Annotated in this window: 10 protein-coding genes; 7 read left to right on the top strand and 3 right to left on the bottom strand. The window is 56.2% G+C overall.

Annotated elements, in window-relative coordinates:
* Positions 1-6 precede the first annotated feature (6 nt).
* From B4923_RS01340 to B4923_RS01310, 7 genes are all read left to right on the top strand, one after another.
* Positions 7-771 (top strand): electron transfer flavoprotein, encoded by a 765-nt coding sequence (locus tag B4923_RS01340; RefSeq protein WP_109052550.1) that lies wholly within the window; start codon positions 7-9, stop codon positions 769-771.
* Positions 772-784: 13 nt separating this feature from the next.
* Positions 785-1,747, top strand: a complete 963-nt coding sequence (locus B4923_RS01335) for an FAD-binding protein (RefSeq protein ID WP_109052549.1) — start codon at positions 785-787, stop codon at positions 1,745-1,747.
* Positions 1,748-1,797: 50 nt separating this feature from the next.
* Positions 1,798-3,087, top strand: a complete 1,290-nt coding sequence (locus tag B4923_RS01330) for an FAD-dependent oxidoreductase (RefSeq protein ID WP_109052548.1) — start codon at positions 1,798-1,800, stop codon at positions 3,085-3,087.
* Positions 3,084-3,368 carry a ferredoxin family protein gene (locus B4923_RS01325; RefSeq protein WP_109052547.1) on the top strand — a complete coding sequence of 95 codons (285 nt, stop codon included), beginning with the start codon at positions 3,084-3,086 and terminating at the stop codon, positions 3,366-3,368. Before B4923_RS01330 ends, B4923_RS01325 begins: the two co-directional genes overlap by 4 nt.
* An 88-nt stretch (positions 3,369-3,456) precedes the next feature.
* Entirely contained in the window at positions 3,457-4,788 is a 1,332-nt protein-coding gene (locus B4923_RS01320) for an MFS transporter (RefSeq protein WP_109052546.1), read from the top strand.
* A 69-nt stretch (positions 4,789-4,857) separates the two neighbouring features.
* Complete coding sequence (gene fadK / locus B4923_RS01315; RefSeq protein ID WP_109052545.1) at positions 4,858-6,540, top strand: medium-chain fatty-acid--CoA ligase; 1,683 nt, start codon at positions 4,858-4,860, stop codon at positions 6,538-6,540.
* A gap of 14 nt (positions 6,541-6,554) precedes the next feature.
* Positions 6,555-7,109: a desulfoferrodoxin family protein gene (locus tag B4923_RS01310; RefSeq protein ID WP_109052544.1), complete on the top strand. Its 555-nt coding sequence runs from the start codon at positions 6,555-6,557 to the stop codon at positions 7,107-7,109.
* 74 nt (positions 7,110-7,183) lie between these two features.
* Here the strand turns inward: B4923_RS01310 and B4923_RS01305 are convergent, their stop codons facing one another.
* From B4923_RS01305 to aas, 3 genes are read right to left on the bottom strand one after another with little or no spacing between them, the layout of a single operon-like run.
* Positions 7,184-7,645, bottom strand: coding sequence for a GNAT family N-acetyltransferase (locus tag B4923_RS01305; RefSeq protein ID WP_109052543.1), 462 nt, complete (start codon positions 7,643-7,645; stop codon positions 7,184-7,186).
* Between the two features lie 32 nt (positions 7,646-7,677).
* A complete protein-coding gene (gene lplT, locus B4923_RS01300; protein WP_109052542.1) occupies positions 7,678-8,880 on the bottom strand; it encodes a lysophospholipid transporter LplT in 1,203 nt (400 codons plus the stop codon).
* Positions 8,877-11,042, bottom strand: coding sequence for a bifunctional acyl-ACP--phospholipid O-acyltransferase/long-chain-fatty-acid--ACP ligase (gene aas, locus B4923_RS01295; RefSeq protein WP_109052541.1), 2,166 nt, complete (start codon positions 11,040-11,042; stop codon positions 8,877-8,879). Before aas ends, lplT begins: the two co-directional genes overlap by 4 nt.
* Positions 11,043-11,748: the final 706 nt, after the last annotated feature.

Below are 11,748 nucleotides of genomic sequence, written 5' to 3'. Positions count from 1 at the left end.
GGAATAATGAAAATCATCACCTGTTGCAAGCTGGTGCCCGAAGAACAGGACATTGTGATCACGCCTGAGAGAACGCTGAATTTTGATCGCGCCGACGCCAAGATCAGCCAGTTCGACCTGAATGCGCTGGAAGCGGCGGTTCAGCTCGCCGGCGATGGCGATCGGATCGCCGCGCTCAGCGTCGGCGGTAAGCGGCTGGAAAACTCCAAAATTCGCAAGGATCTATTATCCCGCGGCCCCGACGAGCTTTATCTGGTGCAGGACGAACGCCTGGAACGCGCCCTGCCTTACGACACCGCGCAGGTATTGGCCGCCGCCGCCAGTAAGATCGAATTCGATCTGATGCTATTCGGTGAAGGCTCCGGCGATATGTATGCCCAACAGGTCGGCCTGCTGGTGGGGGAAATGCTTCAGTTACCCACTCTGAACGCCGTCAGCCATCTCAGCGTGACAGGGCGCAGCGTCAGGATTGAGCGATCGCTGGAAGATGAGGTGGAAGTGCTGGAAGTCCCGCTGCCAGCCGTGCTGTGCGTCACCTCCGATATTAACGTGCCGAAGATCCCTTCAATGAAAGCCATTCTGGGCGCGGGGAAAAAAACCGTGACGCAATGGCGCCCGGATGACATCGGCTGGACGCCCTCGCCTCCTCACAGCGAACTGGTCAGCGTCTTTGCGCCGGCTCAGACCGCGCGCAAACACATCATTATTGAAGATGACTCACCCGAAAGCGTCAGCCAACTGGCCGACTACCTGAGTAAGGCGCTGAACTAGAGAGGAAATCATGATGAATAAACTGACTAACGTATGGGTGTTCAGCGATAAGAACGATCGCTATGCCGAACTGCTGGCCGGCGCCCGCCAGTTGGGAGAACAGGTTACGGCGCTGGCGGTCAACGCCGACGGCGTCGAACACATTCGGCGGCTGGGCGCGGCGGATACTCTGTACTGGCTGGGCGAGATGTCGGCGCTACAGCGGATAGAAAATTATGCGGAAACCATTGCCGCGACGATAAATCATACGCTTGAGCAAACCAATCCACCACCGACCACGCTCATCCTGTTGGCCGCCACCAAACGCGGTAAGGCGCTGGGCGCCAGATTGAGTATCCAGCTTGATGCCGCGCTGGTTAACGATGTCACCGCCCTGAGTATCGAATCCGGCGGGATCTGCGCCGAACACCGGATGTACGGCGGATTGGCCTTTGGCCGGGAACGCATCGCCACGCCGCTGGTTATCGCCACCGTCTCTCCCGGCGTGTTTGAACCATTGCCGGAAAATACGCAGCACGCCTGTCTGGTGACAGAGAAGGGCTACATCACGCCCCGCCAGGAAATCGTTTGCCTGGAACGGCGGGGAAAACCCGCCAGCAGCGTAGACCTGAGTAAAGCCAAACGCGTGGTGGGCATCGGGCGAGGACTGGCGGCGCAGAACGATCTGCGCATGGTGCAGGATCTGGCGGCGCTTCTTCAGGCCGAGGTGGGCTGTTCACGACCGATCGCCGAAGGCGAACACTGGATGGAGCGCGAACGCTATATCGGCGTTTCCGGCGTATTGCTGAAATCCGATCTCTATCTGGCGCTCGGCATTTCCGGGCAGATTCAACATATGGTCGGCGGAAACGGCGCCAAAACCATCGTCGCCGTCAACAAAGACAAAAACGCCCCAATTTTTCAGTACGCCGACTATGGCCTGGTCGGGGATATCTACAAGGTCGTACCAGCCTTAATTGAACGGCTAAGCCGCTAATAATAAGAGTCCGCCCGCACAAAAACGGTCGCGGCCAGGGAGCAGAACTAATGTCGGAAGAAAAATTCGATGCCATCGTGGTCGGTGCCGGCGTCGCCGGATGCATCGCCAGCTACGTGATGGCCAAAGCCGGGCTGGATGTACTGGTGATAGAGCGCGGCAATGCGGCCGGCAGCAAAAACATGACCGGCGGGCGTCTTTATGCCCACAGTCTGGAAAAAATCATGCCCGGCTTCGCCCGGGAAGCGCCCATTGAAAGGAAAGTCACGCGGGAAAAAGTTTCATTTTTAACCGCAGAAAGCGCCGTCACGCTGGACTTTCATACCGAGCAGCCAGACCAGCCGCTGCAAAACTCCTACACGGTGTTGCGCAGTGAGTTTGACCCGTGGCTGATGGAAAAAGCGGAAGGCGCAGGCGCACAGTTTATTGCCGGCGTCCGGGTTGACGCCCTGCTTAAAGAGGGCGACAGGATCACCGGCGTACAGGCGGGCGACGATACGCTGGCGGCCAATATCGTCATCCTGGCGGATGGCGTCAACTCCCTGCTTGGCCGCGATATCGGTCTGGTGCCGCCGCCTTCTCCACACCACTTGGCGGTTGGCGTTAAGGAACTGATCTCACTGCCGCAATCACAGTTGGAAGACCGCTTTAATTTACCTTCCGGCGAAGGGACGGCCTGGCTGTTTGCCGGTTCGCCCTCGGATGGACTGCTGGGCGGCGGATTCCTTTATACCAACCGCGACACGCTTTCTCTCGGGCTGGTTTGCGGGCTGGGGAATATCGAAAGAGCACATAAAAGCGTGCCGCAAATGCTGGAGGATTTTAAACGCCACCCTGTCATCCGTCCGCTTATTCAGGGGGGAACGTTGCAGGAATACTCCGCGCACATGGTGCCGGAAGGCGGAATGTCGATGCTGCCCCGGATGGTCGGCAATGGCGTAATGATCGTCGGAGACGCTGCCGGCCTCTGCCTGAATCTGGGCTATACCGTGCGCGGTATGGATCTGGCTATCGCCTCGGCGGAAGCCGCCGCCATCACCGCGATCAATGCCAAACAGACGCAGGATTTCAGCGCCGACGGCCTGATGGGCTATAGGCGGCAGCTGGAACAGAGCTTCGTTTTGCAGGATATGCATCGTTACCGCAAGCTGCCGGCCTTTATGGAAAACCCGCGTTTATTCAACCAATACCCGCGCATGGCCGCCGACCTGATGTCCGACTTATTCGTCATTGACGGCCAACCCAGTCAATCCGTTTTAGCCAAAATCTGGTCCCGCAGCAGACAGGTCGGCCTGCTCAATCTGCTGAAAGATGGGTTCAATGGAGTACGTGCGCTATGAACAATGTCAATGTCGATATCAAACTGGGGGTCAATAAGTTCCGGGTTGATGAAAGCAATCCGCATATCCTGCTGGTTGACGCGCCCGATCCGATTCAATTCAGAAAGCTGGTCATCGCCTGTCCCGCCGGCCTGTATAAACAGGACGCCGAAGGCAATGTTCATTTCGACTACGCAGGCTGCCTGGAGTGCGGCACGTGCCGGGTGCTGTGCGGTGATTCGATTATCCGGAAGTGGGAGTACCCGCAGGGTACGTTTGGCATCGAATACCGTTTTGGCTGACGGCCCGCTCCAGCTACAGATTGCACGACGTTAACCCAATAACACCACCATGACGTATCGACTGAAACAACAACGAATGGAGATGGGTATGTCTGGTCAAAAACAAATTGATATCAGTACCATTTTAGATTCTCAGCCCATTACCCCGCGACAATGGCTGATTATCTTTCTGGGTTTTATTACGCTGGCCGTCGATGGTTTTGATGTGACCGCCATGGGCTTTATTGCCCCGGCCTTGATCGATGACTGGCAAATTTCCCGCCATGAATTAGGCCCGGTCATGATGAGCGGACTGCTAGGACTGGCCTGCGGTTCATTAATTTCCGGCCCGCTGGCCGATCGCCACGGACGTAAGACGCTGATTGTCGGTTCAGTGTTGTTTTTCGGCATCGGCAGCCTGATTTCCGCCTGGTCGTGGGATCTGCTCAGTCTGATTATCTTTCGTTTTCTTACCGGGCTCGGCCTGGGCGCGGCTATGCCCAACATCACGACGCTGGTCGCCGAATACGCGCCTAAACGCTGCCGCTCACATATGTCGACCGCCATCCACTGCGGATTTAATACCGGCGCCGCCCTCGGCGGGCTGGCGAGCGAACGGCTGATCGAGATTTTCGGCTGGCGCTCGGTGTTCCTTGCCGGTGGCGTGCTGCCGCTGATGCTGGCCGTCGTCCTGCTGCTGTATTTACCTGAGTCCATGCGTTTTCTGGTCCTGCATACCCGATATCAACAGCGGTTAGCGCGACTGCTTAACCGCTTTGTCCCCCAGATAGCCGACGCCAATACCCGATTCATCAATTCCGAACCGCAAATCACGCAGAAAAGCGCCATCGGATCGCTTTTTCACGCGCCATATGCCACCGGCACGCTGGCTATCTGGGCCACCCTATTTATCGGTTTATTCAGCGTTTATTTACTGTCGAGCTGGCTGCCACTAATGGTCAGGGATGCGGGGTTGACGTTATCTCAGGCGGTCATCATCGGCGCCATATTCCAGATAGGCGGCATCGCCGGCAATTTCTGCATCGGCCTGGAAATGGATCGCTGGGGGAAACACCGGGCCATTGCGCTGACGCTATTGGGCGGGGCCTGCGGCGCGCTGCTATTAGGCCTGCACATGCCAACATTGCCGTTGTTATGTTCACTGGTGCTGCTGCTTGGCTTCACGATCAACGGCATCAATCCGGGGTGTTATGCGCTGGCGGCCCACTTTTACCCCACGTTCATGCGTGCGACCGGCGTCAGTTGGGCCACGGGGATCGGCCGGCTGGGGGCGATCAGCGGCGCGGGCATCGGTTCCGCGATGCTGGCCGCCAACTGGTCGTTCAGCGATGTCTTTCTGTTTCTACCATTGCCTTTGCTGTTCGGGGCGTTGGCGATGTATCTCAAAAAGCAAAATGCGGCGACGGCATATACCCAATAGCCGGCAAGACGTATGAAACCACGACATCGGCAACGTGAAAGATAACGGGATATAACTGAGAACCTACTGATGAGTGTCACCATCAAATTTAATCCGGCGCGCAGAACGCAGTACCGGGAAATGGGGTATTGGGGCGATGCGTCGCTGGCAGACTACTGGCATATGTCGGCCATCTCCGCGCCGGAAAAAATCGCCGTAACCGATAATCAGGGCGCCGAATATACTTATGCGGAACTGGATACCGCGGCGGCGCGCGTTGCGACCTACCTTCTCGACGCGGGGATACAGCCCGGAGACAGAGTGGCGTTTCAGCTTCCCGGCTGGTGTGAATTCACGCTTATTTATCTGGCCTGTCTGAAAGTCGGGGCGGTATCCGTTCCGCTGCTTCCCGCTTATCGCGAAGCTGAACTCATCTGGATACTCAACAAATGCCAGGCGCGCCTGTTATTTATGCCGACGCGGTTTAAAAACGCCGCGCCGACGTCCGTCATCGCCCCACTGCGCCCTCAGTTGCCGGATTTACAGCAGGTTATCGCCGTCGATAAGCTGGCTCCCGCCGAATCCGGGGTGTCGTTAAGTCAGATCCTGCGGGATACGCCTCCGCTGGAGCGCCACATTCAGACTCAGGGCGACAGCCTTGCCGCGGTGTTATTCACCTCCGGTACCGAAGGTTTTCCCAAAGGGGTGATGCTGACGCACAATAATATCCTCGCCAGCGAACGAGCCTATTGCGCCACGCTAAACCTGACCTGGCTGGATACCATCCTGATGCCCGCTCCGCTGGCGCACGCCACCGGATTTTTACATGGCGTCACCGCGCCTTTTATCATCGGCGCCCGCAGCGTCCTGCTTGATATCTTCAACCCGGCCCAATGTCTGACGCTGCTGGAGCGGGAAAAATGCACCTGCATTATGGGCGCGACGCCCTTCCTGTATGACATGCTATGTGCCCTGCAAAAGCACCCCTGCGATTTATCTTCGCTGCGCTTTTTTCTATGCGGCGGTACGACGATACCGAAAAAAATCATCAAAGAGTGTTTGCAGGCGGGGATCCCTGTTTTCAGCGTATACGGCGCAACGGAAAGCGCGCCTCATACCGTGGCAAAACCCGATGCGCCGCTGTCGCGCATCATCAATACCGACGGAACCGCCACGCCCGGCGTGGAAGTCAAAGTCGTCAATAAGGCCCGGCAACCGGTGCCATACGGAGAAGAAGGCGAAGAGGCCTCTCGCGGACCAAACGTTTTTATGGGCTATCTGGATGAGCCGGAATTAACGGCCAATGCGCTGGACGAAGAGGGCTGGTACTACAGCGGCGACCTGTGCCGCATGGACGAGGACGGCTACATCAAAATTACCGGACGCAAGAAAGATGTGATCGTTCGGGGCGGCGAGAACATCAGTAGTTTGGAACTGGAAGACATTCTGCTGCAACACCCCCGGATCCGCGAGGCCGGCGTAGTCGCCATGCCCGATGAGCGGTTAGGCGAGCGCGCCTGCGCCTATATCGTATTGAAGGAACCGTACCGGACGCTAACGCTGGATGACGTCATTACATTTTTCAGCCGTAAACGCGTCGCAAAATATAAGTATCCCGAGCATGTGGTGGTCATCGATCGTTTACCGCGCACCGCTTCTGGCAAGATTAAAAAATACCTGCTGCGCCAGGATATTATTCATCGTCTCGGACTGGACGATCATCATACCCCGGCGGAAAACGTTATTACGCCCTCCCCTTTTTTTTCACCATAGCGGAGGATGCGCTGATGTTAACCAGAAACAAAAATGCAGATGGGCGCGGCGTCGGACATCAAACCTCAACCCGGGTCAGAAACAGCACAAAGCCGACATTCTCTACTGCCGCACCGGCCTTTTATCGTTGCTCACGCTGCCGCCGGCTGCTGGTGCAGCAATACGCGGGACAGGGCGCGTTATCCATCATCTGCTGCGGTGAGCCGATGGTCGAATTGAAACCACAGGAGCCGACAGATGCCGCCGCCGAACAACACCTGCCCGCCATGGTGGTATCCGGCGGATTTGAATCCAACGCGCTATCCGTCACCGTCGGCGCGCCACCGCATCCGATGGACGGTGAACATCATCTGGAATGGATTTACCTCTACACATTCCAGGGCGGGCAAATCAAATTCATCGCGCCGGGCGACAAGCCTTCAGCGATCTTTTCGCTGGCGGAAAGCGATGCCTACGTCTATTGCGACCGCGCGGTATGCAAAGGCAGCCAGTGCAAGTTTAACTGCAAACGAGGGTTCACCGCCTACGCGTATTGCAACCGGCACGGCCTGTGGAAAAACACGTTTTAGGCAGACGACTAAATCGGGCGCAGCGCGGGACGGGTCGTGAATGCGTTCAACGAGGCGTTGCGAGGTATCCGCACCTACGATGAGGCGCGGGAAAACATATCGATATGCGCAATCCCATCTTCATCGTAGACGCTCCCCGTCGCGACAAAGCCAAAGCTGGCATAGAACGATTGCAGATGTGCCTGCGCGGATAGAAAAATCGCTTTCTGCGGCCAATGGCGCGCGCAGACAAGCAGCGCATGTTCCATCAGTTGATTCCCCAGTTGTTGACCCCGGACGTGGGGCGCGACGATCACCCGGCCGATGGTTACCGCATCATTGCCTGGCGCCGGCGCCAGCAGCCGCGCATAAGCGGACAGCTTCCCGTTATCGTACGCCGCAATATGGCGATTGCCGTCAGCCAAATCGCGACCGTCAATGTCCAGATACGGGCAGGTTTGCTCAACAACAAAGACCTGATTACGCAGAGCAAGAATGTCATGCAATGAATAGACATTCAGATCCTCAACCCCCCAGTCATGCCATATCAGATTCATACCAGTCTCTTAAGACCCTCTCTATGATTGCCTTAACGCCGCTTGGTGAAAATCAGCCATACCCACAGCAATGCAATCGCCAATGCGAATAATACGCCGAAACCAATCCCGATAGTGATAACCGATACACCCAATTTCACCACCAGCGAGTAAAGTCCCAGCATCAGCAACATCGAGGCGTTTTCACCCAGATTCTGCACGGCAATGGCGTTGCCGGCCCCCACGCTGATTTTGCCACGTTCCTGCAACAGCGCATTGAGCGGCACAATGAAAAATCCGCCCAGCGCGCCAAGCAAAATCAGTAAACCATAGGCGCCGATCAGGTTGTGCTGAAGGGTAAAAATCACGACCACGACGCCAATCAGCACGCCCGCCGGCAGACAGCGCTGTACCGTCTTCAACGTAATCATCCTGGCAGCCGCGCCCGCGCCCACCACAATCCCCACCGCGACCATCGCGTTCAGCAACGTAGGCGTCGCGTTATCCGTAATGCCAAGCGCCAACGGGACCCACAGCACCAGCAGAAAACGCAGCGTCACGCCCGCGCCCCAAAACAGGCTGGTGCCAACCAGCGAAAAGCGGGTTTCCCCGTCACGCCACAAAACGCGGCAGGCAGAGAAGAAGCGATGCATCATCCGAGCCGGATGCCACTGCTGTCCCGGACGCGCCGCATCGAGGCGAGGGATCAACATGTTCGCGCCCAGCGCAACGCCATAGGTAACGGCACAAATCGCCAGCGCCGCGGACAGGTTCCAGTCGGCCAGCACGCCGCCGGCGACGGACCCGGTCAGGATCGCCGCAATGGTGGAAGCCTCCATCAGGCCATTCGCCTTGACGAGTTGATCGCCGCGGGTGATCTCGCCCAGAATCCCATATTTGGCGGGCGAATAAGCCGCCGCGCCGACCCCCACCAGCGTATATCCCAGAAACGGATTTCCTCCGATCAAAATCAGCAGCGATCCGGCCAGCTTCAGGGCATTGGCGAACATCATCACCCGCCCTTTGGCAAAACTGTCCGCAACCTGCCCGACGAAAGGCGCCAGAATGATATACGCCGCCACGAAGCCCATCTGTAAAAACGGCTGACTCCAGTCGGGATAAACGAGTTGCTTAATCAACGCCAGCGTGGCAAACAGCAATGCATTGTCACCAAAGGCGGAAAAAAACTGCGCGATAATGACCGCGTTCATGCTGCGCGACAATAACGGCGTCGTTGGTTCCGGCGTCTGACTCATGATATCTGCTCCCGTTCTTCGGCATGTTCAGCCATCTGGCGCAATGTGACAAAATCAGGTTTACCACTGCCGAGTAACGGTAATGCCTTCACGTACCGAATATCCCGTGGCACCATCAGCTCAGGCGCGCCGCCGCTACGCGCCTGAGCCAGCAGTTTCTCACGGGTTAGCTGGCCGTCGGTGGTAAACAACACCAGCGCTTCTCCTTTACTGCTGTCGCTTTTGGCGCTGGCGGCATGCTGCGCGTCCGGGGACGTTTTTATCGCCAGCTGTTCCACGCTTTCCAGCGACACCATCTCGCCCGCCAGCTTGGCAAAGCGTTTAACCCGCCCGACGATGGTACAGAATCCTTTGTCATCCAGTTCGACAATGTCGCCCGTGTCATACCAGCCCATCTGCAATTCACCCTGTGCGTTTTCCGCTGCCGGCACTTCCAGCACGCCCGGATTTTCAACCCGCAGATAGCCTTTCATGATATTCGGCCCGCGCAGTTGCAGGCGCCCGCCGCGATCGATCCCCGGCACGGCGATCAGCCGGGATTCCATTTCCGGCAGCAGACGCCCCACGGTGTGAATTTTGGCCGCCATCGGCACATTGATCGCCACCACGGGCGCACACTCCGTCACGCCATAGCCTTCCAGAATACGAATGCCGAACTTGTCCTGCCATATCTGGCGGGTCGATTCCGATAGTTTTTCCGCCCCGGCCACCACATAGCGCAAACGGGCAAAGTCATAAGGGTGCGCAAAGCGCGCGTAATTGCCCAGAAAAGTGGACGTGCCGAACAGCACGGTGCAATTCTGGTCATATACCAGCTCCGGCACAATGCGATAGTGCAGCGGGCTGGGATAGAGGAACACTCTGGCGCCGGTGATCAGCGGAGTCAGCAGACCGACCGTCAATCCAAAGGCATGGAACAATGGCAACGCGGACATAAAGCGGTCGCGCGGGGTGAAATCCGCCACGGTGCGGATCTGCTCGACATTCGCCAGCAGGCTGTCGTGAGAGTGCACCACGCCCTTTGGATTCCCCTCCGAACCGGAAGTAAACAGTACGATCGCGGCATCGCCTGCCTGCTGCGGCAACATCGCCCTGGCAGGACACAACAGATGAAGCAGAATCCACAGTTTATCCGCCAGCGTCACCGTGTCTTTCAAATCTTCCAGATAGACCCAGTGGGCATCACTCACCTGCTTAGGCAGATCGGTTAGCTTGCCCTTTTCCAAAAACTGGCGTGAAGTCACAATGGTTTTGATCGTGGCGGCCTTCATCGCGCTTTGCAGCCCTTTGGCCCCCGACGTGTAATTCAACATCGCAGGGACGCGGTTACGTAACGTTGCCCCCAGAATGGCGGCAGCCGCAATCGTCGCGTTGGGCAGTAACATACCCACATGCTCATCCGCCTGCGTAAAACGTTGCAGGATTCGCGATACGCCGAGCGATTTTTTCAGTAATCCCTGATAGCTGTCCTCTTTGAACGCAATATCCGTAATACAGGGAGAACTGCGGCCATAGCGCTTGCGGGCAGCGAGAAACGCCTGATACAGCGTTTGGTTCGGGCGCGTGGCCATCCTCGCATCCATCATGATCTGATGCAGATGCTCACCCGCCAATATACGGCGCTCTCTGGCGCTGCCTGCCTCGGGCATCGGTAGCCGGGTGGGAGGCAGATAGCTGATGGTGATTTGCGGAAACCAATGACGTTTAAAAATGCCGCCCAGACGACCAAATGGCGAAAGCTCCGCGCCATCAATCCGCACGGGAATAATCGTTGCGCCCGATTTGGCCGCGACAAACGCCGCGCCGCTGTATATTTTCATCAGCGACCCCGTGACGGTGATCCGTCCCTCAGGGAAGAGCACCACTGGCTGTCCACGATCTATCACCTTAATCAGCCCTTTGATGGCTAATGGCTTGGTCGGATCCAGCGGCACGAAATCAATATAGGGTTTCAGCCAGCGCATAAACCAGCGCTCTGAAATGGATGAATACACGGCAAAAACGGGTTTGATCGGCAAGAATAACGCCAGCAGCGCACCATCAAGAAAGGACACGTGATTGGGCGTAATCAACAATTTTGATTGCTGAAAACGGCTGCTGTCGCCCTCGATCCGGATGCGGTACAGACGGCGGAACACCCAACGTAACAGGGTATAAATCATGTCTTCTCCAATAGACAGATAAACGGTGTGGCCTGTTTGAAAAGCAGACCGTCGATTACCACGTAAAAATACTATAGTGACCCATTCATCACCAGAATAACCGACGCATGACCAGCAGTAAGGTAACTTATTAGGATAATTCGCCTTTAGTATAAGAGCGCACGGCTGAAACCGTCTCCCCATGCGGTCATGCTGGGATAATGGTGAAACGGTAATATCGGCGCATGATAAACATCAAATATATCATTACCGATAATGACCTGACGCTGAGCGCCAGCAATATTCATACTGATAATATTTTTGAAATAGCTTAAACAAATCGTCGTTCCCTCGCGGGGTAAAAATTTAAGGTGGGTGATAAAGCAGTAATCATTTATTCTGGATTCATCCGACAAAATAAGTTTGTTGCTTCCATTTGTAGCGCGCGCAATGCTTTATTAGCAGCGCGTGAGTTTATGGTTATCGGTAGATTGTATTTATCCGATTTAACGATCGACTGGCAGGAACGACAGGCAAAAAAAACCTACGCATCCGCGTAGGTCGGTGTAATTAAATGGTTCAATGTACAGAGCACATTGATACATCACCAATCAATACCTCTGGGACTTTTTACTCTAAAGAGGCGTACCCCGATAAACCAGTGAGTAATCGAAAGAGTTCTGCCAGAAGTGCAACCAACTGTAAAATTCTGCCGTATCCTGTAAGA

The organism is Brenneria roseae subsp. americana (assembly GCF_003115815.1).
GTDB lineage: Bacteria > Pseudomonadota > Gammaproteobacteria > Enterobacterales > Enterobacteriaceae > Brenneria > Brenneria roseae.
This window is presented reverse-complemented; position numbering and strand designations above follow the sequence as displayed.

Coding starts and splice junctions, on each gene's coding strand:
- B4923_RS01340 (WP_109052550.1), top strand. CDS start 7: ATGAAAATCATCACCTGTTGCAAGCTGGTGCCCGAAGAACAGGACATT.
- B4923_RS01335 (WP_109052549.1), top strand. CDS start 785: ATGAATAAACTGACTAACGTATGGGTGTTCAGCGATAAGAACGATCGC.
- B4923_RS01330 (WP_109052548.1), top strand. CDS start 1,798: ATGTCGGAAGAAAAATTCGATGCCATCGTGGTCGGTGCCGGCGTCGCC.
- B4923_RS01325 (WP_109052547.1), top strand. CDS start 3,084: ATGAACAATGTCAATGTCGATATCAAACTGGGGGTCAATAAGTTCCGG.
- B4923_RS01320 (WP_109052546.1), top strand. CDS start 3,457: ATGTCTGGTCAAAAACAAATTGATATCAGTACCATTTTAGATTCTCAG.
- fadK (WP_109052545.1), top strand. CDS start 4,858: ATGAGTGTCACCATCAAATTTAATCCGGCGCGCAGAACGCAGTACCGG.
- B4923_RS01310 (WP_109052544.1), top strand. CDS start 6,555: ATGTTAACCAGAAACAAAAATGCAGATGGGCGCGGCGTCGGACATCAA.
- B4923_RS01305 (WP_109052543.1), bottom strand. CDS start 7,645: ATGAATCTGATATGGCATGACTGGGGGGTTGAGGATCTGAATGTCTAT.
- lplT (WP_109052542.1), bottom strand. CDS start 8,880: ATGAGTCAGACGCCGGAACCAACGACGCCGTTATTGTCGCGCAGCATG.
- aas (WP_109052541.1), bottom strand. CDS start 11,042: ATGATTTATACCCTGTTACGTTGGGTGTTCCGCCGTCTGTACCGCATC.